The organism is Nocardia sp. NPDC004123, assembly GCF_053603795.1.
Map to the genome: position 1 here is coordinate 290,832 of NZ_JBSGGG010000002.1, position 25,500 is coordinate 316,331.

Annotated in this window: 1 protein-coding gene; it reads right to left on the reverse strand. The window is 71.8% G+C overall.

The features are described from left to right. Positions 1-25,500, reverse strand: a complete 25,500-nt coding sequence (locus ACWEQQ_RS03750; RefSeq protein WP_452347014.1) for a WXG100-like domain-containing protein — start codon at positions 25,498-25,500, stop codon at positions 1-3.

A 25,500-nucleotide genomic window follows, 5' to 3' on the forward strand; every position in this document is an offset into this window, starting at 1 on the left:
TCATCCGAAGATGCCCGCCCGGCGGTCCGGATCGGCGAGGACGTCACGGATCAGCAGGCCCAGATCGGCGTCCGCGGGCACACTGCGATAGCGCAGCTCACACTGTGCGGTTCCGGCCACGCCGACCAGCAGTCGGTTGTAGCCGTGCTGGGTGCGCTCCCAGTGCACGTCCGCGCCCAGGCGGTCCACCTCGAAGGCCTGATCACCGATGCGGAGCACCAGACCGGAGTTCCGGTCACGGTAGAACATCACGGCCAGACCTTCCACATGGTCGTAGACACCCGCCAGCGAGCCCGCGCCCACCGGTGCGGATTGCAGGGCGCCGGTACCCGGGTCCAGGGTCGCGAATTCCCCGAATCCGGAATGCGACCGGAGGTAGATGCCATGGCTGCCGTTGCCGGAGCCCGGTGCCGTGGCGCGCGGGAAGCGGCTGGTGTTCTTGCCTCGGCTGTTGCCCGCCGCACCCTGCTGGCCACCGGGCGCGCCGCCCATGGGGCCGCCCGGCATTCCACCGGACATGCCGTTCGCGCCGGATCCGTTGGCGGGTACGCCGTTCCACGGCGTGCCCGGGTCCGGGCCGGACGGTATGAAACCGTTGGGCGGCCGGCCGTTCGGGGCGGACGGGTGGCCGCCCGGTCCGTTCGGACCGCCGGGGGCGTGCGGGCCGTTTCCATTGGGGCCCTTCGGGGTGTGTGGCAAGCCTCCGGGCTGCTGCGGCCGGCCACCCGGATTCTGTGGTGTGCCAGCGGTATTCGAGGGGTCCTGGGACTGCGGCCAGCCCGGCTGACTCCACGGCGTGCCCGGGATCTGCGGCCAGCCCGAATTGTTCGCGGGCGTGCCGGGAAGCTGCGGCCGGCCGTTCTCACCGTTGGGCATGCCCGGGATCTGCGGCCAACCGCCCGGCGGGGTCACCGGCGGCGTCGGAATGTGCGGCGGGGTGGGCTGGGTGGGCCACTGCGGCATGCCGGGATCGGTCGGCGTGTGCGGAGCGCCGCTCGGAGGCATCGAACCGCCGGGACCCGAGCCCGGACCGCCCGGATAGCTCGGGCCGCCTGGGTAGTTCGGGCCACCCGGGTAGTTGGGGCCGCCCGGATAGCTCGGGCCCGTGGGCTGGCTCGGGCCGCCGGACTGGTTCGGGTCGCCGTTGTCCTGCGGCATCGTCCACGGGGCCGCCTGCTGGGAGGGCTGCGGCGTGTACTGCGGGAACGTCGGGTTGAAAGGCTGCACCGGGTGCGGCACGTGCGAGCGCCAGCCCGGGTTGTGCCATTCGTCGCGCGGCTGCGGCTCGGGCTCGTTCTGGTCCGGATCGCCGGAATCGCGCGGCGGCTGGCCATTTTCGGCCTCCGGCTCGGGGACGATCGGCGGAGCCTGCTCGGCCTCCGGCTTCACCAGCGGAACCCGCTGCCCGGGCTCCTTGCCCTGCGGATCGCCCTCCGCCACCGGCTGTTCCTGCTGCGCCGAGGAATTCGGCTGCGGGGCAGGCTCGTTCGCCTGCACCGGTTCCTCGAGCAACGGCTGCCGACGATGCGGTTCCTCGACCGCAGACGCCGATTCGGCCTGCTCCTCGACCACCGGCTGCTGTTCGGGCTCCTCTTCCACCACCGGCTGCTGTTCGGGCTGCTCTTCCACCACCGGCTGCTGTTCGGGCTGCTCTTCAGCCACCTGCTGCAACTTGGGCTGCTCCTCGACCACCGGCTGCGGTTGAGCCTGTTCCGCAACGGGTTGCGGTTGAGCCTGTTCCTGGACCGGCGTGCGTTCGGGCAGGCCGGATTCGTGCAGGATCACCGGGGTTGCGGGCTTGTGCGGCTCGGGTTCGAGAGCGGCTCCGCCGTCGCCGGTTTCGGGGCCGCCGGGCTTGCGGGGACTCACGCCCGGGGTCGGGTCGTCGTCACCGGGTTCACGGTTCTCGGGCGGTGTGCCGTCGGGCTCGTCGTCACCGGGTTGCGGCGCAGCGGATTTCGGCGGCTCGGCCTTGGCGGGGAGAGGCTCCTGGCCGAGGGGGGTCTCGGTGTCGCCGATGGGATCGACATGGGGTTCGATCTCGTTGCCCGCCAGGCGGTAGTCCTTCGGGGTGTAGGGCAGTCGGCCGGTGTAGCTGGGGACGCCGTGCAGCATCGAGTGGCAGTTGGCGCAGGCCGCGGAGGGATCGCCGATGTTCCAGGTCTTGGTCTTGGTGAGCCAGCGCGGGCTGAAGCGAAGTTCGCCGAGGACCTCGCGGCCCAGGGGCGGCGGCGTGGAATCCTCGCCGTGCTGTGCGCGCCATCGGGCCTCGTGGGCACGCTGGCGCTCCCACAGCAGTTCGTTGACCGCCTTGACCTCCGCGTGCCGCAGGGGCGCGTCGAAGTGGGCACGGCCCTGGTTGATGATGTCGCCCTTGACCGGCTGCCCCTTGGCATCCCGGATCTGGTTGCCGTCCTCATCGGTGAGCTTGCCCTGCAGGATCTTGCCCTCGGACTCCATGACCGGGTGCTGCCAGTCACCGAGTGCACGGAAGTTCTCGCGCAGCAGGGGGTGCAGGTGCTCGTCGTCGATCACGTCGAACGGGAAGCCGTTGATGCCCTCGGTGATCAGGCCGGTCCGCAGGTCGATGGCGAGGGCGCTGACCGGACCTTCCAGCTGCTTGCCGCTGTACCGGTATTCCGCGTGGTGTTCGGCGCGGGACCGGGCGAGCTCCTCGATGTATTCGTGTACGGGCTTGCCGTCGATGGCACGGATCAGACCGTCCCGCAGCAGGACTCGGCTGCTGTGCGGATCGATCTCCTCCACGATCGCGCCGCGGGCCTGGTCGGCCAGATAGTCGGGATCGTCGATGTGCTGGGGCCGACCGGGATCGGAGATGTCATCGGTCAGGGTGACCGGATGTTCCATCGGCTCAGCGGCGGTCGGGGCCTGGTACGGCTCGCCCTCCGAGTGATCGCCGGAACCGTCGTCGTCCCCGTCGGCCAGACCGCCCGGGGCCTCGTCGTCACCCGGCGGCTTCGACCCGCCGCCTTCCTGATTCGCCGGCGGAGTCTGCTCGCTCTGCTCGGTCGGCGGCTTCTGTTCGTGCTCGGTCACGGGCTTTCCGTGCTCCGCACCCGAATTCTCGTGTGCCGCCGCGGCACCCAGCGCGGGGTCGTGCTTCGCGCCGCCCAGGGGCAGGGTGCGCGCGAGCGGCGGAGTTCCGCCGTCGGGAAGGGTGCGCTCGTGAGCCGGGATGCCACCGTCCGGGAGGGTCCGGGTGTGGGGTTCGGTCGGCTCGGGCGCGCCCGCGACCCAGCGGGCGAACTCGTCGGCGCGGTGGACGCGGGTGACGGCGTCGCGCAGGGCGTGGAAGACGTTGTGGGGGTCGACGTTCACCACGAGTGCCGCGCGCGGGTCGAGTCCGGCGAGGGTGGCCTCGTAGCGGGACGGGGTCAGGTCCGCCTCGAGGACCTCCAGGCCGGTGCGGCGGTGCAGGTCGGCGAGGGCCTCGGTGAGAGCGGCGTGAGCGACGGCGCGGGCCCGTTCGGCGGCCGCGGGCAGGGAGTCGCCCGCCGCCCTGGATTCCATCTCGAGACGGCGGAGTTCGGTCTCCCAGCGGCCCACCCGGTCGTGGGCCTCGTGGTAGCGGTCGGCGGCCTCGGCCAGCGCGAGGCGGGCGCGTTCGTCCACCGTCATGTCCGCGCGCAGCTTGGTGGCCAGCCCCTCGCGCGTCTCCCGGACCCATTCGGGGCTGAGCTGATCATCGGTGTACGGCAGGCCGGACGCGGCCAGCTCACGGTTGGCCGCAGCGGTCTCGAGATCCCTTCGGGCCGTGTCGAGTTCGCGGTGGGCGCGGTCGCCGGGGGTCTCGCTCGCCGCGTGGTGGGCCGCGGCGTCGGTCTCGGCGTGCGCCAGGAACTCCTGCGCGGTCCGGTAGCGCTGCACCGCGTCCCGCAGCGGGGCGGTCTCCTCGGTCCACACCGAGTGCTCGCCCTCCGGCACCCGCAGCAACCCGTCGACCAGGGCGATCACGCGCTCCGGGGAGCGGCCGCCAGCGGCCGGGTTCTCGGCGATCTCCCGCTGCAGATCACCGTAGGCGCCGTCGACTTCGCGGCGCCACACCTCGGCCGGGGTCTCCCCCGGTCCGGCCGCCGCGCGGTCCACGGCGGTGCCCAGTTCGGCCTCGAGCTTCGCGACCCGGTCCGCGGCCTTCGTGTAATCCGTTGCGGCCGCGGACAAGTCCTCGATCCGCTGCTGCGCACCCGGCAGTTCGCCGCCCTCTTCGCGCGAGCGCGCCTCCAGGTAGTCGAGCGTGGCCGACAGGCGTCTCGGCGTGAGATCGGAGTGCTCGATGGCGCGGTTGTGCTCGAGGTAGACCCGGCCGATCGCGTATTCGCGGTGCGCGGCCGCCTGTTCCAGCGCGGTGCGGGCGGTCGCGAGCTCGGCGGCCACCTCGCGCGGGGACCGCTGCGGCGCTTCGGGTTCCGGCGGCACGGTCAGGCTGTTGTGCTCGGCGGCCAGACGCTCCAACTCGTCGATATCGGCCGCGCGGCCCCGCACCTCCTCGCGCATGGTGTCGATGACCTTCGACATCTGCGACAGCGAAAGCCGCTCGTGCTTGTCGATCTTGCCGTCGCGGTAGGCCTCGAACACCTCGGCCAGGCGGGCCTTGCGGGCGTTCTGCAGCAGGTCGACGAACTGCTCCCGGGTGAGCGGCTCGCGCCCGGCGGGCATGCTGTCGCGATAGGCCGGGTAGCCCGCCTCGACATCGGAAGCCTTCCGCGCGGCGGTCAAAGCGTCGTGCATCTGCTCCGGCGACATCCGGTCGTGCAGCCCGGGCTGATGGATCTCGTAGAGCTTGACGGTGCGGTCGATACTGAACTTGTCCACCCCGAGCAGCCGCGACCACACGCCCGCCGCCTCCGAGGGATTGTCGGAACGCGGTGGCTCGCCGAGGGATTCGTGCAGCATCGCACGCAGACGCGCGGGCGCCTTCGGATCGTGGATCGGCAGCACGCCGTCGGGCAGGCGCGGATCCTGCGCCGGATCGAAGCGCATATTGTCGCGGAAGGGATCGAGTTCACCCAGCTCCCCGACATAGTCGGCGAGCGCCGCCAGCAGTTCGGGCCGCTCCTCGGAGCGCTTCAGCACCTCGTTGATCGCGTGCACCAACTTCTTGGGGTCGGTGCTCTTGGGATCGGCCTGGTAATCGGTGATCAGGCCGGACGCCTTGTTCTTCTCGAACTTCTCGGCGTACAGATCCTTGGGATCGACGCCGAGCCGGACGGCCAGCCGGTTGCGGGCGTCGAGCACGGCCTGCTCATTGCCCTCGCGCAGCACCTTGGCGTAATCGAGCAGATCCCCGATGCCCTGCTCGCGCCGCAGCTTTCGCAGCCAGCGGCGGACCGCGTTCACATCCGGATCGGTCAGCGCCTGCGCGATCCGTTCCGGCGTGAGCTCGCGGGGATCGCCCAGACCAACGCGGCTCGCGAGCTGGCCGAGCGGCTTCTCCATCGCGTGGAAGTTGTCGATGGCATCGGTGGTGCGGACGAAGTCCGCCATGCCCTCGATCTGCGCGGCCCGCAGGGCATTGTCGTGGCGCAGCGCGTCGAGGGTGGCCGCGAGCTGTTCGGGAGTGAGCTCGCCGTACTCGATCGAGAGCCGATCGGCGATCGCATCGCGTTCCGCCCGAACGACATTCGGGTCGCGCGGAACGGCCTGCTCGGTGTTCTCGATCGCGTGCGGGCCCGCCTCTTCCAGCGGATGGGACACGATGCGCCACGGCTCGTCGCCGTCGCGCAGCATGAGCACGCCCAGTTTGCCTTCGGGAGTGTCGATCTCGTGGTATCGAGCCTGCGGGGTCGCCAGCGAGTCCAGCTTGGCGTTGCCGTGTCCGTCCACGTCGATGCCGAGGTACTCGGGGCGCATCTCACCGGAGTTGAGGCGGGCGGCGAGCTCGGGATGCTCGGCCAGGGTCCGGATCAGCTGAACGTCGTGATCGCGGACACCGCGAATCACTAGGAGCCGCTTGGGATCCCCGGCGTGCTCCCCCGGCGCGAGACCGACGCCGCGATCGACCATGCCGCCGTCGAGGGTATCCATCCAGGCGCGGACGTGACCGTCGGCGAAGTCCACGGCGCGCTCGACCATGGTCGAGTCGGCGTCGAGGAAGTGATCCACCGCGTCCGACAGCCGGTTCAACCGGTCCAGCTCGTCACGGGCCTGCATGCGCAGGTCGGCGAGGGTGTGGTCGAGGTGCTCGGGGGTGAGCCGGTCCAGGTCGACCCCCAGCATCTGCGCCCAATTGCCGCGCTCGTCACGCATCTGGTCGCGCTGCAGCGCATGCTCGAACAGCTGGCCCACGGGGCTGTGCTCGAGATCCGGGTCGGGATCCTCGAAATCGCGGCCGGGCTCACCGCCATTGGCGGCGCCCTGCCATTCCAGCGCAGTGGTCTCGGGAATCCCGGCCTTGCGTTCGAGCGCCCAGATCTCCTCCTGGGTCAGGTCCTGACCGCGGATCTCCTCGTGCAGGGCCGCGAGTCGCTGCTCGGCCAGCGCGGCCTGCTCGTTGTGGTGCATATCGCGCTGGTAGCGGCCCAGCGGATCCTTGTCGAGGAAGCTGACCGGGCGGAACGGGACGCGGGCGTCCTCGAGGTTGAACCGCTGCGCGGCATCCCGCAACGCCTCGATCGCACCGGCACGGCGCATGAGCTCGTAGGTCTGCTCGTCCACCAGTCGGCGCAGGGTCGCCGGTTCGGCGTCGGAGAGCCGGATGCCCTGCTCCCGTGCCAGTTTCACCAGATCGTCGAGTGCGCGGTCGCGGGCGACGATGGCCTCGGCCACCGGCTGCGGCAGCGCCGCACCCAGTTCGCGTTCGGTGATCGGCGGCAGTTCGGGCAGCTCGGCGGGCGGCAGCACCTCTTCCACGTGGGCGAACTCGGGGTGGCTCTCGAGGAACAGGCGCACGCTCTCGTCGTGCTCGGCCACCTCTTGCCAATGCCGGGCATTGTCGGTCTCGGTCAGCCACGGCTGGTACTCGCGACCGTCGCGGGTGTGCATGGGCAGCACTTCGGGCGAGATATCGGCGACCAGACGGCTGAAGCGGCGAACGAACGGCAGCTTCTCGCGATCCTTCCACAGCGTCGCGGCTTCCTTGACGATGCGGATCGGGTTGAACTTGTCCTTGGTGCCGATCAGCACCTCGTTGTGCGAGGCGTAGCCGACCTCGACCGCCCAGAATGCCTGGTACTTACTGTCATTGCCGGACCCCGAGGGGTACTTCGGGGAGTGGCCGAGGTAGTCGCCGGTCAGGCGGTCCCACAGCTTGCGCAATCGGCCGCGTGGGGCCTCCGGTTCGCGGACCGCGACCGGCGCGTTCGGCTTGGGCAGTGCCGGCCGCGCCACGACCTCGGCGACGCGGGTGCCGTCGGGGCCCTCGGCCAGTCGCACGAAAACGCGGTCGCCCTCGGCCTCCAGCACCAGGTGCGGGGCCTCGGCGGGGTCCGGGCGGTAATGGCTGACGGCCACCAGATCCGCGACATCCGAGGCGCGGCGCAGGGTTTCGCGCATGAGATCGTCGAGGACGGCGACGCGGGTCGCGGGCTCGAGGTGGGCGGGGTCGACTCCGAGCAGGCGCGCCCAGTCGTCGCGCTGCTCGGCGAGCCGGGCGCGCTCCTCCGGCCGGGTGGCCTCGTCGTGCAGGTGCAGGACATGGGCCAGGGCCTCGACGGCGCCGGCGCGCAGGACGTTCCGGTACTGCATCTCACCGGCCACCCGCGGCAGGTCCGCCACATCGTCGTCCGACAGGCCGAGGCGCGAGATCAGTTCGGCGCGTAGTTCTTCCGGCGACATCAGGCGGGCCTCGCCCGCCGACCCGCGCTCCACCTGCGACCACGGCTCCAGCGGGAGATCGCGGACCGGGGTCGGGAGCGCCGGATCGCCCGCGGTCAGCTGCGGGTGCTCGCCCTCGTGCGGCTCGGTGCCCGCGAGCTCGTCGCGGGACATGGGCGTGGGCGGGCGATTGTGGTCAGGGTCGCCGAAATGGCCGTTGTCACGTGCGGTTTCGGCCAGTCGCTGCATGGCGCCGAGCGGATCACGCTGATGGGACAGCGCCTCCCGCAGACCGAGGGCGTCCGCCAGGCGGACCGCGTAGGCCCCCTCTTCCATGCCGCGCGGGCGACCGGTCGATTGCACCGGATGCTCGCTCAGGTGCTGCGCGACCGCGGCCAGGGCGGGTGAGGCCGCGACCGGATCGATCACCCGATCACCCTCGTGCACCGCGATCGGCATGGTCTGGGTCGTCGCCTCGTGCAGCGGCACGGGCGCGTTCTGCGTCGCCTCCTGCTGCACCGGCGCGGTCTCGGTCGTGCCCTCGTGTCCCTGGACCGGCGTGGTTTCGGTCTTCGCTTCCCGGACCGGGTCCGGCGTGGTCTGGGTTTGCTCCTCGCGCACCACGACCTGGGTGGTCCGCTCCTCCGGGGTGGAGGTGGCCTTGGGGTCGTTCTCGGCACGCGGGGTGCTGGGATCCTCGCCGCGCGACCATGCTTCACGCGGATCGGGGCCGCGCGGGGCCGCCGGACGCGGCGTGGTCGGCTCCGACTTCGCGCCCGGCGCACCGGGTTTGGTGGGATCCGACGGCGGGACCGCGTTGTTGCCTCCGGTCGGCGGTTCTTCCTCGCCGCCGGTATCGGGGTCGTGCTGGAACGGGCCCTCGCCTCGGGACCAGGCCTCGCGTGGGTCGGGGCCGCGCGGGGTCGCGGGACGCGGCGTAGGCGCGGACGGGCCACCGCCACCCGGGGGCCGGTTGGGTTCGGTGCCCGCGGCGACCGGGGTGCCGGGCTCGTCGGGGGGACGGACGGGTTGGACGGTGATGGTGCCGTCGTCGGCCACGCGGACGCGGCGGTAGTCGATCTCCGTGCCACGGGCGGCCATATCGCTGCGGATCTTGTCGCCGATCACCACGCCCGGGTCGTCGAGGGGGCTGACGACCAGGAGCTTCGCCGGATCGCCGACCAGGCCGACGCCCTTGCCCAGCACCGTGTCGGCCATGGACTCCAGGACCACGTCGGCGGCCCGGAAATGAAGCTGCGAGCGCAGATTCATCGCCTCTTCGGTCTGGTTGTGCAACCGGGTGAACTCGCTGCCCGCGATGGCGCGCAGGCGGCCCAGTTCGCCGCCGCGCTGAATGGCCGCGGGGCGTTCGACCTCCATGTACTCGGCCAGGCCGTTGCCCGCGCCCGGCGGGACATTGCGCTGCATCACCTCGGCGACACGCGCCTCCTCGGCCGTGAGGGCTTGGGCGACAGCGCTTTCCAGCTCCCGCGCCGACATGCCGGTCGGCTCGATGCCCAGGCCGCGGGCCAGGTCGTCCAGCGAGGCGCGGGTCTGACCGGCCGCCTCCCAGGCGTGGGTGGCGCGCTCGGACAGATCCAGGATTTCCCCGCGGACCTGAGGATCCTCGAGCACGAAGTGCTCGGCCGGACCGGCCGGAGGCCACTCCCCCGGGGCCAGGGTCTGTTGCTCCTGAACAGGATTCGACTCGGCTGCGGGATCCTTTCCGCTCGCGGGGTCGGGCGCACCGGCGTGGTCCTTCTCCTCCGTGCCGTTGGTCGGGCCGTGCCGGCCCGCGTTCGGATCGCGCTCGAAGGGGCCCTCGCCGCGCGACCAGGCGGTCCGCGGGTCGGTCGGGGTGGGGCGGTGGGTGTCGGGATCGGTTGCGGGGCGGACGGTCTGGACGGTGATGGTGCCGTCGTCGTCGACATGGACGATGCGGTCCTCGACCGGAATGCCCCGCGCCGCCATGTCTTCGCGAATCTTCGGGCCGATCACGGCCCCGGGATCGTCGTGGTGGGTGACCACCACCAGCCTGGTCGGGTCGGAAGCCAGGCCGACACCCCGGCCCCTCCGGTCGGAGGTGATGTTGTCCAGGACGTCGTCGACGGCCATGAAGTGCGCCTGCTCGCGCAGTCGGAACGCCTCGTCGGAATGGGCGCGGTAGGCGTCGCGGTGCTCGCCGGTGGCACGGCGGATCTCGGTCAGCTCGGCCCGGCGGACATCGGAGGCCGCCACCTTGTCCCAGTACGAACCGTGGTTTCCGGCGCGAACGCCCTCGGCCTTCAGCATCTGCTGGATGGCGGCGATCTCGGCCTTGTCGGCATCGAAGATGTAGTTCGAGAGCTCGCCCGGCGTCATATCGGCCAGGCGGGTCTCCAGCTCGCGCAGACGTTCGGCCCGTTGTTCCGAGGTCAGGGTCTCGTCGTTGCGCAGGGCGTGCATGCCCATCTCGCGCGCCTGGTCGCGCAGCGCCTGATGCGCCGCCGCGGCCGCGCGGTCCTCCTCGACCGCATTGCCCATGAGCTCGGTGATGCGGGCCTCGACGCGGGCGTCGACGGGCACGTGCTGCTCCGGGGGTCCGACCGGCTCCCAGGCCGCGGCCGGGTCCGAACCATGGTGTCCCCCACCCGAATCCCCGCCCGCCGGGTCGGTTCCGCCGGGATCCGGCTGCTGCGGATCCGACGGGTCGCCCGGACCGGACGGATCGGACTTCGCACCCGAGTTGCCCGAGTCGCCCGGGTCGTTCGGATCGGTCTTCGCACCCGAGGCACTCGGATCGCCGGGATCCGACTCGGGCGGCTTGCGGTACGCCTCGCGCGGGTCGGTGACGTTCTTACCGGGCTCGGGCACCGTGGATTTCGCGTAGGCCTCGCGCGGATCGGTGACCTGCGTGGCCGATTCGGGCTCGGGGGGCTTCGCGTAGGCCTCGCGCGGGTCCGGGACGCGGTCGGGCGGGGTGTGCTCCTTGATGAAGTCGTTGAAAGCGTCCGCGCGGTGGAAGTTCTCGGCGGCGGTGCGCAGGGCGGCGACGGCGTCGTGGCGGTCACCGTCGGGGTGCGGCGGGACAGCGGCGTCGAGGGCCTCGAAGGTGATCCGGGCGTTGTCGACGGAGGTCAGATCGGTGTCCGAGACCTGCAGACCGGTCTCGGACTCCAGCCGGGTGATGGCCGCGTCGAGTGCGGTGCGCGCGGAGTCCAGGGCGCGGGCCGCGGCGGCCCGCGGGGTGTCGGCGGCAATGGCCGCCTCCGCCGCGAGGTGGTCGACCTGGGCCTCCCAGCGGGAGACGCGATCCTGGGTGTCGAGATGGTGTTCGACGGCCTCGGCCAGCGTCAGGCGGGCGCGCTCCTCCGGCGTGAGCCGGCCGAAGGTCTGGCCGCCCAACTGTTCCCGGGTCGCGTCCACCCAGTCGCGGGTGAGCTCCGGTTCGGTGACGGGCAGGCCCGCCATGGCATTGTCGCGGGCCGCCTCGGCGAGAGCCAGATCCTGTTGCGCATACCCGAGTTCGCGGGTGGCGCGCTGTTCGGGCGTCTCGGCCGCGCGGGCCGACTCGAGCGCGTCGTGTTCGGCCGCGCCGAGGAAATCGCGGGCGGTCTGGTAGCGGTGCACCGCGTCCCGGACCGGGATCTGCTCATCGGTCCACAGCGAGGCGGAATCGCGCGAAACATTGGACATGCGCTCGACCTGGCGGATGACCCGATCCAGATCGCTCGAGTTCCAGTTGCCGGACGCGGCGTCGACCGCGTCGACCAGTTCGGCACGCGCGGCATCGACTTCGCGCTGCCACACCTCGACCGGTGTCTCCGTCGGACCGGCATCGGCCTCGACCGCCGCGCGCAGCTGCGACTCCAGCTCCCGCACCCGATCCTGGGCCTGGTTGAACTCGTGGGCGGCGCGCGCCAGATCATTGATCCGCGGCTCGAAATTGGGCAGCGTGCCGCCCTCGTCCGCATTGCGGGTCCGCAGGTATTCGGTGGTGCCGTGGATCCGCTCGGGCGTCAGATCGCTCTCCGACAGCGGCCGGTTGTCCTGCAACCACATTCGGCCCATGGCGTGCGCACGGTTGTCGCCGGCGATGAGCAGTTGGTGGCGGGCCTCGGCCAGATCCGCGGCGAGTTCCCGCGGCGTGCGCGGTGTCTCGGGGGTCCACGGGGTAGTGAGGTGGTTGTGCTCGCCGGCCAGTCGCTGCAGCGCGTCGATATCGGCCTCGCGGGCGTTGATCTCCTCGCGCAGGCCGTCGATGATCCCGGACAGTTCGCTCGACTTGGGATGCTCGTGCTTCTCGATCTTGCCGTCGCGGTAGACCTCGTAGACCTCGGCGTAGCGGTCGTGCCGGATCTCCTTGACCACCTCGAACAGCTCGGCCTCGGACAGCGGGCGCTGTCCGGGCTCCATGCCCGCCACGTACTCGGCGTGCACCGCGTGCTTGTCGTCGTCGGTCAGCGTGCGCTTCTGGGGGTCGGCCTGTTCGCGCTCCAGCACCGAGCGCAGCACCTTGTCCATCTGCGCGGGCGAGAGCCGCTCGTGCAGGCCGGGCAACTCGTCGCGGTACAGCTTCACCAGGCGGTTGACGTCGTGAACGTCCACGCCGAGCAGCCGCGACCAGACGGCCTCCGCCCGTGACGGATTCTCGGCGACCAACGGCTCGCCGATGGAACCGCTCATCAGCTTCTTCAGCAGCTCGGGCGCGTTCTCGTCGTAGATCCGGACCACACCGTCCGCGGCGCGCGGATCGGCGCTCGGGTCGAAGCGCATCCCCTTGCGGAAGGGATCCAATTCGGCGATGGTGTGGGCGTATTCGGCCAGCGCGGCGAGCAGTTCGGGCCGATCGCCGGACCGTTCGAGGACATCGTTGATCGCACGGAGCACGGCCTTGGGCTTGGCGCTCTTGGGATCCGGCCCGTAGCCGACGATCTCCTTGTTCTCGTTCTTGACGTGCTTCTTCCCGTACAGGTCCTCCGGGTCGACGCCCAGGCGCTTGGCCAGGCGGTCCCGCGCCGCCAGCACGGCCTTGCCGTCGGTGCTGTCGCGCAGCGTCTTCGCGTAGTCGAGCAGATCCTCGAGCCGCTGGATGCGTGCGGCCTTCTTCACGTCCGGATCGCCCATGGCCTCGGCCAGGCGCTCCGGCGTCAGATGCTCCGGATCCACGCCGATGGAGTGGGCGAGGTTGTTGAGCCGACGATCGAGCTCGTGGAAGTTCTCGATGGCATCGCCGCTGCGGATGAAATCCGCCATGCCCTCGATCTGCGCGGCGCGCAGGGCATTGTCGTGCCGCAGCGCCTCGATCGTGGCCTCGAGATGCTCGGGGCCCAGCTTCATCTGGTCGATCGAGAGTCGCGCGGCGACCTCGTTGCGTTCGCCGCGAACGACATCCGGATCGCGGGGCACGCTGCGCTGCGGTTCGGTCGCGACCGTCTCGGCCTCGTGGGCCACGGTCGCCGGATCGTGCGTGCCCTGCTCCGGCTGCACCACCCGCCACGGCTCGTTGTCCTCGCGCACCATAAGCACGGGGGTGCGTTCGCCGTCCACCTCCATCTCGTGGAAGCGCGCCTGCGGGGCCTCGGCCTCGCGGACTACGATGTGGCCGTCCGCGTCCAGGCCGATGACGCGGTAATCCAGCTGCAGCTCACCGCGATTGAGCAGTTCGCCCAGATCCGGGTGGGCGGCCAGCGCATCGGCCAGACGCGCCTCGTGGTCGTCGTCGCCGCGAATCACGACCAGGCGGTTCGGGTCGCCGGGGCGCTCGCCCGGGCGCAGGCCGACGCCGTCCTCGAGCATGGTGCCGCCGTGGGCGTCCAGCCAGGCGTGCGCGGTGCGATCGCCGAGCTGATCGGTCAGGTCGCGGGCCTCGGTGTCCAGGCGCAGGAAATGCTCTGCCGCCTCGGCGAATTCGTGCAGTCCGGCCGCATCGTCACGCACCTGCATGCGCAGATCGGCGATGGTGTGCGCGAGCCGGTTCGGATCGTTCGCGGTCGGAGTGAGCTCGTCGAGGCCGACCCCGAGCAGTTGCGCCCAGTTCGAGCGCTCCTCGCGGATCTGATCGCGATTCAGGGCGTCCTCGAAGAGACGTCCCTCCTCGCTCTGCGCGAATTCCGGTTCGGGATCGTCGAAGTGGCGGGCCCACTCACCGCCATTGTTGACGCCGTGTGAATCCAGCGCGGTGACGCGGTTCTTGCGGGGCAGGTAGTACGGGTCCGGATCGTCGGGAGAGACGCCGTCGCGCGCGCGGCGGGCATCGGCGCGCTGCTGCTGGATGTCGCGCTCCCTGACCTCCCACAGCTCACGGACGTAGCGGCCCAGCGGATCCTTGTTGGTGAAGCTGACTTCCCGGAAGGGGACGAGCGCCGCCTCCTCGTTGTACCGCTCGGAGGCGTCCCGCAGGGCCTCGATGGCACCGGCGCGGCGCATGAGCTCGTAAGTCGCGTGATCGACCGCGCGGTGCAGGGTGGCCGGGTCGGCATCGGTGAGGTCGATGCCGTGGCGGTGGGCCAGCCGCACCAGGTCGGCGAGGGCGGCGTCGCGGGCGTCGATCGCACCGACCAGCGGCTGGGGCACGTCGTCGGCCAGCTGCCGTTCCGGCGGCGCCTGCAGTTCGGAGTTCGGATCCCGCTCGGGCGCGGGGGGAACCTCGTAATCGTCGGGGTGATTCTCCCGGTAGAGATCGATGCTCTCCTGGTGGTCGAGCCGCTCCTCCCAGCTCCGCTGATGATCGACCTCGGTGTGCCAGGGCTGGTATTCGCCGCCGTCGCGGGTCCGCATCGGGACGATGTCGGCGGACACGTCGGCGATCTTGCTCGTCAGATGCTCGAGCAGCGGCATCTGCTCACGCACCTTGAGAATGGTGGCCGCCTCCTTGGCGATGCGCGCCGGGTTGGCCTCCTCGACCTCGTGCACCTCGACGTGGGCGATGTCGTGGATGACGTCGCCGGCGAAGTTGATCAGCTCGCCCTGGCCCTTGCTGTCATTGCCGGAGCCGGAGGGATATTTCGGGTAGTCGCCTTTGAAGGGGCTGAACAGCCGTCGCAGGACGCGCTTGACGATGCCCGGGCTCTCGGGCTCGGGCGCGGGCTCCTTGGGCGGAGCGGGCAGGTCAGGGCGGTCGACGACCTCGACGTGGCGGTTGCCGTGCGCGTCCTCGGTGACCTTCACGTGCACCCGGTGACCGTCGGACTCCAGCACCAGGTGGTGACCGGCGGCCGGATCCTCGACATGGTGGGTGGCGGCCATCAGGTCCGCGACATCCGAAGCGCGGCGCAGGGTTTCGTCGCGCAGCTCGGCCAGGGTCCGCGCGGCGTGCTCGGGCAGGACGCGGTCGGGGTCCACGCCGAGCAGGCGGGCCCATTCGTCGCGGGCATCCGCGAAACGCTGGCGCTCCTGCGGGTTTCCGGCACGGGCATGCCAGTCGACCGCGTCGCTGAGCGCCTCGATCGCACCGGCGCGCAACATGTTTCGGTACTGCATGTCGCCGACGACCCGGGACAGGCGCTCGGGGCTCAGGTCCTCGGGGGTCAGCCCCAGCTCGGTGGCGATCTCGCGGCGCAGCTCGTTCAGAGTGAGGGCGCGCGGTTGATCGTGCGCCGCAGAACGATTCACCTCCGACCACGGCTCCAGCGGCCGCGGGTCCGGCCTCGGGCCCGGGGGCAACTCGGTGCGCTTGCGGGAGTCGAAGCGCTCCTGGTTCGAGATGGGGGCGTAGTCCTCGGCGCGCATGGGGCGCGAGGGAACGTCGCCCTCCGGGTCGCCGAAATGACCGCGGGCGCGGGCCTTCTCGGCGATGTCGCGGAAGGCCGAGAGCGGTTCGCGGCGGCCGCCCACGGTCTCGCGCACGCCGAGGGCCTCGCTCAGCTGGCGGCCGTACTCGCGCTCGGCGGGAGTGTGGGTGCGGGCGCCCACCGGGGGCTCGTTGCGCAGCAGGTAATCCGCGGCCGCCCGCAGGGCCGGAGAAGCGTCGACCGGATCCTGCGGCACCGGCGAACCCGGCCGCGCCAGCTCCTGCGTCGCGGCGTTCGGATCGTGAACGGGCAGCTCCTGGGTCACCGCGTTCGGATCGTGGACCGCCAGCTCTTGCGTGGCCGCGTTCGGATCGTGAACCGGCTGCTCCCGGGTCGCCGCGTTCGGATCGTGAACCGGCTGCTCCCGGGTCGCCGCGTTCGGATCGTGAACCGGCTGCTCTTGCGTCGCCGCATTGGGATCGTGCACCGGCCGCGTCAGATCGACCGTGTCCGCATTGGGGTCGTGCTCCATGGACCCGGGCTGCGGGATCTCCTGGGTCGCGGCATTCGGGTCGTGCACCGTCGAACCCTGGGGCGGCAGCTCCTGCGTCTCCGCGTTCGGGTCGTAGACCGGCCGCGTCAACTCCACCGTGGCCGCGTTGGGATCGTGCACCGTCGAACCCGGCTGCGGCAGCTCCCGCGTCGCCGCATTCGGATCGTGGGCCGACGAACCTGGTTGCGGGAGTTGCTGGGTCGTCGCGTTGGGGTCCGAGGCATTGGGGTCGGGTTGTTCGGGGCGGCCACCGGCCCGCTCCCAGGCGAGGTCGGCCTTGTGGGCGAAGATGTCGGCGCGGGCCTCGGCGTCGGCGACGTCGGCGTCGAGGTCGCGGCGGGCGGCGGTGCCGGGCTCGAAGTTCTCGGCCGCCTCGCGCAGGAATTCGGCGTTGCGGCGGTACTCGCCCGCGAGCCAGTCGGCGTTGACCGCCAGCTGGCGATCCAGCCATTCGCTGCGGGGCGGCGGGGTGCCCTCGTCGTCGGGGAGGCCCTGGCGCTGTGCGGGTTCGGCGGCGTGGGTGTCGTCCACGCCCGAGCGGGTGCCTTCGTGGGTCGTGCCTTCCAACCGCGCGGTGTGGGCGTCGATGAGCGCCTGGCTGAGCACCTTCGACTGTTCGGAGGCGGCCGCGCCATTGAGGACGTCGTCGGTGTACGCCTCGGCCAGCGCCTCTTCGGGATCCCAGTTGCCCTCGCGGTCGAAGGCGGCGCCGGGCTGGTCGTTGAACCATTCCTCGAAACCGTCGAGGGTGCCGCGGGTTTCGGCGTAGTGGCGCAGCATGGCGTCGAACGCCTGGTGCCGGGCGTCGAGGCCGCCGGAGAAGTCCAGGGCGTGGGCGAACTCGTGCACGATCGTCGAATACACCGGCCGCTGCGCCGATCCCGGGGCGAGATGCCCGGCGTCCTCGGCCTGCGCCACCTGGCGGGCGAGCTCGGCGGGACCGTCGGGCCCGTCGGCGAAACGGCTGTTCAGGGTGATCCGGTCGGTCCGGATCCGACCGTTCTCGATGGGTCCGGGCGTGGTCTCGGCGAAGACGCCCGACTCTTCGATGGGTCCGACGTGAACCTCGCCGACCTGGGCGTCCGGGACGGCCTCGAACATGTCGTCGACGGCGCGGGCGTACTCGCGCAGCGCCTCCACGTCGTAGTGGTCGGCGAAGCCCTCGACCTCCCGGCCGAGGCGCTCGTCGTAGCTGGTGACCTTGACACCGTGATCGTCGCGGAGTTTGTCGGCGATGCCTGTGTAGTCCAGGGTCGACCAGGCGTCGTCGGGGTGCGGCGACCAGTCCGGGGCATGATCCTGCCCCTCGGAATCCGGTGTCGCGTGGTCGTTCTCGTGCTGCGCACCGGAATCGTGCGCGGCCGGATGCTCGACCGGTTGCGGCTGCTCGAACGGACCGCGGCGCTGGGCCGGGCCGTCGTGCCGTGGCTGTTCGGCGGGGGCCTCCTGGGCGCGCGGACCGGCCTCGACCGGGTCGGATCCGCGGCCGGCGAACCGGTCGGTCACGCGCTTCCACAGCGGACGGTGCGGCTCCGGATCGGTGGGGCGCAGCGGGGCCGAGCCGTCCAGCAGCATGTCGCGAATCCGGTTGGACAGCTTGACCGGATCCCGATCGCCCATGCCCTGGAAGCGATGCGCCAGCGCGTCCGAGGAACCGCCGCGCCCGGTGGGTCCGGGCACCCGCCAGCCGCCCTCGCCGTCACGTTCCAGCCACATGTTCAGGGTCGTGGTGCCGACCTTGAACTCGTGCAGGTCGTAGCGGTCCGGCGCGCGGTACCGGTAGTTGTCCGCGCCCAGCGCGCCCAGCGACACCCGCCGGGTCATCAGGTCGTGGGCGACCCGCGCCGGATGCGGATAGCCCAGGGTACGACTGCGCTCTACGGCCCGGTGGCCCTCGGTGACGAAGTTGTCCGACAGCTTCAGCGCGTGCCGGTCCGCGCCGCGCGGCAGCTTGGCGCCCGGGCGGTGAGCGAGTTCGAAGGCGCCGTCGCCCAGGCCGCGGATCCACTCGTCGAATCCGACGTGCACCCGGCCGTCCTCGCGGTAGCTCAGGTAGTGGGCGAGCATCTCGCCCAACGCCTCGCTCGTCGACGGGCGGCGCATGGGCCCTTCGGCCGCACTGGCGTAGATCTCGCGCACCGACCCGTCGGGCGCGACTTCCCGGTACTCGATCCGGGTCCAGGTGTCCCACAGGGAATTACGCAGCCGCGGATGCGATTCGGCCAGCTCCTGCAGGGCCCGCATGTGCCCGCCCTCACCCGCGTACACGACCAGGCGGCGGGCGCTACCGGTGGTGTTGAGGGCCTCGACCACATGGTCGGTGAGGCGCTTCGAGCCGCGCTTCATCTCGCTGTCGGACGCCTGCCGGGACATGGCCCGATCCGCCTCGGCGCTGTGCCGGGGTTCGCCGGGCCCCGGTTGGTGCACGACATCGCCCGGATTGAACAGATCGTGCAGATTCGGGTGGCCCCAACGGGATTCGCCGGGCTCGCCGAAGGAGCGCACCACGTCCATGACGGCCTCGGCGCGCGACAGACCGACATCGTCGAGGTAGCGGCGCAGCGCGGTCAGCCCGGCCTCCCGCACGCTGGACGCCGAGGCGTGCGGTCGGGCGGCGGCCTCGGTCTGCGCGTCCCGGTAGGCGTGCTCGGCCGGACCGACCGGGATCGGGGTGCCCGCCTCGCGCATGGCACGCAGCTGCTCGATCTCGTTCTCGTAGGCCTCGGCCCGATCGCGGATGGCCTCCGCGGTCTTGCGCGGCGGACGCGGCGGCCGCACCGGATCCTCACCGGTCGGGATGCCGTGGGCGCGATCCCAGGCCGCGGCGTGCGTGGTCGCGGGATCGCGACCCTCCACCCGCGGGCCGTCCCCGGCCAGCCGGTACATGACCTCCTGCACGGCGGCGCGGTAGGCGGCGGCCTCCAGCATGCGGTCGGTGACCTGGTTCGAGTCCTTGAAGGCGTCGCGGACCTGGCTCAACGCCTCGTCGCGGGCCCGGCGGTAGACGCGCTCGAGCGGATCGGACGGCCGCGTGCGGGAACGGTCCCCGCCGCCCGCGGTGCGATTGTGCTCGTAGCCCAGGGCGAGCGCCTCGGCCTGGCGGGCCAGCATGCTGCGCACGTAGTCGTCACGTGTCAGGGTCAGGCGCTCCAGCGGGCCCTCGGCCCGGGCGTACGCCTCCGCCTCGGAGGCCGCGCGCACCAGTTCCGCCGCGTGCTCGACCGGGGATGACTGGCTGTGCAGCACAACGGTATTGGTGGCCGGGTCGTATCCGGCCAGCGGACCGCGATCGGAGCGGCCCTGCTCGCCATTGCCGACGGCGGCGGCCGGATCGTCGGTCATGCGGATGTCGACGCCGTGCCGGTCCAGCGTCTCGAGCGCCCAGCGCGAGATATCGCCGCCGTGCTCGTGGCTCATGGCGGCCACCCTGGCGCGCCAGACCTCGTCGGCGGCCTCGTCGGCCCGATCATGCTGGGGGCCAGCAGATTCGGGCTGGTCCGGATGCGCGGGCGCGGACTCGTGGGCGGGCTCGGTGACGTGGCTCGGGGCGGGCGGTTCGCCGTAGTGCCGGGCGAGCGCCTCGGGGTGATCCTCGCCGGTGCCGCCGGTGAAGCGGTCGTCGGCCAGTAGCGCCTCGACACCCGCCTCGTGGGCTATGCGGCGCGCCTGGTCCTGCGGCAGTTCGGGATTCGCGGCGCGCGCCTGCTCCACGGCTTCGTCGGCGGCGCGCTGATAGGTGTCGCGGACGCTGTCCAGGTAGGGGGCGTCGGCGAGTTCGCTGAGCGGGCCGCGCGGCGGCTCGTAGTCGGCCTCGCGCAACTCGTGCGCGAATTCCGCTTCCCTGGCGAAGGATTCGGCCGCGCGCCGCAGCTGCTCGGGGCTGCCGGGTTCGGCGGCGGGGCGCGGGGATTCCAGGTGCGCGGCGGCGGTCACAACGGCCGCGGCCTGATCGAGCTCACCACGCTCGTGGGTGTCGATGGTCAGTTCGCGCCGGACCGGATCGTAGGAGTCGACGTGCGGTGCGCCCGCGCCGTCGACCATGCGGACCGAGATCCCGGCCTCGCGCAGGGTGTCGAGGGCGGCCCGGCCGGTGTCGGTCCGTGCCAGTACTTCCGCGACCGAGACCAGCCGCGGGTCGGCGCCCTCGGCCAGGTAGCGCGAGTCCACGTAGTGCGAGTCGCTCACGACCGGGTAGACGAGCTCGCGCACGGCGCGCTGCTCCGGGCGGACGGCCTCCGGATCCGGCGAATCCGGTTCGCGTCGTGGGGGTTCGGGGCGTACGGGAGTCTCCGACGTCGTGGTCTTGCCGGTGTGATCGGCGGTCTGCTCGGAGTTGTCCGGCTCGCGTTGCGCGCCGCTGTCGTCGGATTCGGGGCCGCCGGGTTTGTGCGGGGTCGCGCCCGGGGCCGGATCGTCACCGCCGGGTTCACGGCCGGTGGCGCCCGAGCCGTCGGGCCCGTCGCCGTTGTCCGGGTCACCGGGCTTCGGGGTCTCGGACGCGGCGTCGACGTGCGGGGTCTCGATGGGATCGCGGTGCGGCGCGACCGTGCCGCCCTCGGCCTCGAGGCGGTAGTCGCCCGGGACGAACAGGTTCCGGCCGCTGTAGCTGGGGACGTCGCGCAGCATCGAATGGCAGTTGGCGCACGCCGGGGCCTCGCCGCCGAGGGCGTTGCGCTTCGTATCGGCGAGCCAGCGCGGGTCGAAACGCAGCTCCCCGAGCACATCCCGGCCCAGCGGCGGCGGATCGGAATCCTCGCCGTGGGTGTTGCGCCATTGCTCGTCGTGGGCGCGCTGGCGCGCCCACAGCAGCTCGTTGACGGCCTTGACCTCGGCGTGCCGCAGGGGTTCGTCGAAGTGGGCGCGGCCCTCGAAGACCACCGGCTGGGGTTCCGACTGGCCCTTGACCCTGCGGGTGGCCGGTTGGTCCTCGGCCGCCATCACCGGGTGTTTCCAGTCGCCGAGGGCACGGTGGTTCTCGCGCAGCAGCGGATGGAGGTGTTCCTCGTCGATCAGGTCGGTCCGGCTACCGTTCACGGCCTCGGTGATCTCACCGGTACGCAGGTCGATCGCGAGGGCGCTGCACGGCCCGTCGCCCTCGAGCCGGTTCGCCGCGTGAATCTTGGCGCGGGCGTTGGAGAGATCACCCACGTACTCGTGGACCGGCTTGCCGTCGATCGAATTGATCAGGCCGTCTTCGCCCTTGGTGACTCGGGTCGTGTCGTTCGGATCGATCTGCTCGAGCACCGCGCCCCGGGTCTTGTCCTCTTCGAATCCGGGGTCGTGGACGTGTTGCGCCGGACCGGGATCGGAGAGTTCATCCGTCAGGGTGACCGGATGCTCCATGGGCTCACCAGCCGTCGGGGCGCGGTACGGCTCACCCTCCGCGTGGTCGGTGTAGTCGGCTCGATGGCCCCCGCCGCCGTCGTGTTCGTCATCGCCCGGCTGATGGTGGTGCGATTCGGCGGGCTCCGGCTCCTTGCCGATGCGGGCGAGCTCCTCGGGGGCGACGGTCTCGTCGACCTTCGGCGGCTTGCCGGAATCCGTTGCGGCCTGCTCGTTCTCGGGGTGCGCATGGGGCGCGAACTTCGGATCGAGACCGTGGCGGGTGCGCATGCTGAGCGGATCCAGCGCCTTGCCGTCCGCCTTGAACATGATGGCGTGGATGCCCTTGGTCTCCACCGGGACGATGGGCGGGTGGCCGTGCTCGCGGCCCGCGGCCGGATCCTTGACCATGATCTCGCCGCCCTCGTTGACCAGCAGGTAGGCGTGCGCGCCCACACCGTGCGCGTCGGCGGGACCGGCGTAGTGGTCGACGACCAGGGCGGCGGAACCGGGGCCCAGCTCACGCAGGCGGTCCGCGATGGCGTCGTGGTCGGCGTAGGTGCGCAGCTTGCCGCCCGCCGCGGCCACCAGCTGCTTGGCGGTCATGCCTTCGGGGCCGATCTCGTGCTCGGGCACGATGATCGAATCATTGCCGGTCAGCTGTCGCGCCAGCTCCAGCGACATGGCGCCGCAGTTACCGGGCTGCTCCTCCTCCGGTGCGAGCTCCGCCGCATCATCGTGCGCGGCGGTCGCATCGGAGGGCTCGTCCAGCTTGCCCGGGTGCTCGGCCGCACCGTCGCCGCGTTCGGGCCGGCCCGCGCGGCTTTCCGCGGGCGGCTCGGTGTGATCGTCTCGGCCGCGGGATTGTTCGCCGGTGGTCTCGTGCGGGCGTCCGCCTTCCGGCGTGTGCCGGTTAGTGTGCTCCGCGGCGCGCGGGACCGGGTGGTCGCCGAGCGGGAGCGGGGCGACGAGGAGAGCGTCGTCGGGCGTGCCGGAGTCGTGGTGGTCGTCGGAGCGCGTGCCGTCGTGCTCGCGCTCGCCCGGTCGCGCCGAGCCGTCCCCGGCGGGGTGTTCACCCGCCGGGCGGGCGGTGTGCTCGTCACGCGGACGTTCGGCGGGCGCGTGCTCCTCGGACGGATCCTGCCGCGGTGCGGATGATTCCGGTCGTTCGGCCGCTTCGGAGGGCTGATCCGCGCGGCTGCGCGACTCGGCTTCGGCGGGGCGGCTGTCGTCGCCGTTCGGGCGGCTGTCGTCGGCCGCCGGAGCGGAATCGTCAGTGCGCGAATCGGTCTCGCGCTCCGGCGCGGGCGTGTCCTCGGATTCGGGACGTGCGGCCGGCTCGGACTCGTCGGGACGCGAACCCGAGGGCTCATGATCCGTTGCGGCCGAGTGCTCCGGATCATCGTGAGCGACAGCCGGATCGTCATGGACGACAGCCGGATCGTCATGGACGACAGTGGCGTCGTCTGGGTTGACGGCGGGATCGTGGAGCTCGTCGTCCGCGCGCGGGGTACCGGAGTCCGTGCCCTCGCGGGTTGCGCCCTCTCGTGAATCCGGCTGTTCCGCAGGGTGCTCGGCGGGAGCGGTCTCGTCGTGAGTGGGGGTGGGCTCGGGAGACACGCCCGCGCGGGGCTCGGATTCCACCGGGGCCTCGGGCTGGGACGGATCGGGTTCGCGCCCGGACCCGGGGTGTTCGGTGTTCTCGATGGGAGCGGAATCACGCTCGGCCACAGGGTGATCGGCGTCGACGGGCGTCGTGCCGCGCTCCGGGGTGGTCGGCTCGTGGCCGGGCTCGGTGGAGTCCGGGTGGGCTGCGGTCGATTCCTCGCCGGGGCGGGCCTCGGGTGCGCCCGAGCGGGCGTCGGTGCCGGTCTGGGGGCGGGCGTCCGTACCCGTCTGGGGGCGCGTCGATTCCGGGCGGCCGTCGGGCCGAGCGCCCGCGGCATCACCGGCACGAGCCGGGGCGGGCCGGTCCCCGGAGCCACCGGCGCGCGGCGTATCCGAGCGCGGAGCGTCGGAACGCGGTGTCTCGGAACGCGGTTCCGGTGCGGCACCGCCATGCTGGGGGGCCGCGGTGTGGGCGGCGGGTGCGGCGGAGGCCGTGACACCCGCGCGGTCGCCCGCCACGGCGGGCGACGCCGGGGCGGCCGTGTTGGAGGCGGCGGCGATCGGGGTGTCGGTCGGACCGGAGGCGGGCCCGGCACCGGACGCGTCGTGCGGGGCCGCCGCCGGGGCGCTCTGGGGCGCGAGGCCGTGGCTCGACCCGTTCGAATCGGACTGGGGCGCGGAGGCGGGCGTGTCGTGGGGGCCCGAATCCGCCTGCGCGCCCGCATCGGCGGGGCTGCCCGCGCGCGGGGCATCGCTCGCGCCGGTGTCCGACGGCGCGCCCGCGTCACCGGCACGCGAGCCGGAATCCGAGGGCTGGGCACTGGAATCCGAGGCGGTGGAGGTGCTCGAGGATGCCTTGGGGTCGGCGGCCGGAGCCGGCGAAGAGGCGACCCGCGAGTCGGCGGGCGCCGAGGATTGCGCCGGGCCGGACGACGATTGGGTGGGGCCCGACGAGGTCTGGGCGGGAGCGGCGGAGTTCTGGGTGGGGCCGGGGCCGTTGGGGGTGGAATCGGCGGTGGGGGCGGGGGTTTCGTGTTTGCCCGCCTGGACGCCGGAATCGACCGAGGTGCCGCTGGTTTCGAGGGCGCCCGCGTGCGGTTGGCTGCCGTGGGTGTCGCCGGAGGTGCTGTCGGCGGGGGTGTGGGAGGTGGTGTCCTGCGGTGTGTGGGCCTGGCCGTGGTCACCGCCGGCGGTGGCCGACGGATCGTCGGTCGGCGCGCCGCGGTCGGACGCACGGCCGTCGCCGCCGCCGACGCCACCGGTGTCGCCGCCCTCGGGATGTGCGGTGCTGCCGTCGCCGGTGGGCCGGGCATTGGCGGTGGGATCGCTGCTGTCGCCTTCGAATCCGGCCGCGTGCGTATTGGGTCCGCCGGTGTCGCTGGTGCGGCCGCCGTCGCCGCCACCGGTATTGCCGGAATCGCCGCCACCCGTGTGGCCCGTCTCGCCGCCGGTGTGGCCACCCGTGTCACCGGGATTGACGCCCGAACCGTCCGGGCGCGCACCGACATTCGCCAGATCGGAGGGCACGCCCGCCTTCCATGCGGAGACACGCGGCTCCCAGAAGCTGTGGGAGGCCGTGTGATTCAGGCCGGACAGGCCGCCATTGGAGACACCGGCGGTGAGCATGCGCGGGTCGAAATTGGTGAAGGCGTTGCCCATGTTCTTCCAGGCGTCGCCCCAGCCGTGCTGATAGGCGTCGAGCCCGAACTGCGCGCCGGTCCCCGCCAGGAATCCCGCTCCCGCACCGGCCAATCCGGCGCTGGTGCCGGTGATGGCCGCACTCAGGTAGTGGTTCATGGCCGAGCCCTCGAAGTGCTCGCCCAGTGCCTTGCCGACCTTGCCACCGGCGATACCGCCCGCGGCCGAACTCACCGCGGTGACGCCGATCTTGCCCCAGTCGAAGCCGCTGCGGTGCCCGGCCGCGATCTGGTAACCCTCGATGCCCACTTCCTGGAGCACGCCCAGCCCGGCGTCCAGAACGAAGTGCCGCAGCATGAATTTCGCCAGCGACGAGCCGACCAGCTTGCCGACGTACTCGGCGATGCGCTCGACCGCCTCCCTGCCGATGATGCGCACAGCGATGCGGGTGGCCGCCTGCGCCGCCGCCTCCGCGGCCGGGGCAGTGGGCGGGAAGATCCAGGCCGCGGCCATCTCGAACGCCAGCATGGCCAGCGACGAGTAGAACATCAGCTTGGTCGACTCGATCTCGGTGCCGGTGTCGTGCACCGACTCACCCAGCTGATCGAAGAAGCCCGCCAGATCCAGGATGGAGGTATTGCCGTCCTGTTTCCCGCCGACACCGGCCATCAAATCGAACTGCTTGGCCATTTGGTCACGGCCGTCACCGTCGACATACGCGGCCAGCGTGGCGGACTTGGCCGCGTCGATGCCCGAGACCTGGTTACGCAGGCCGTCGGCCGCGTTCTTCCAGTAGGTGGCCAGGTCCCACATCTGGTCTTCGTTGCCCTGGGGCCATTCGACCCCGACGATCCAGCCCAGCCATTCGAGTTCCGAGGGCAGTTCGAGAGCCAT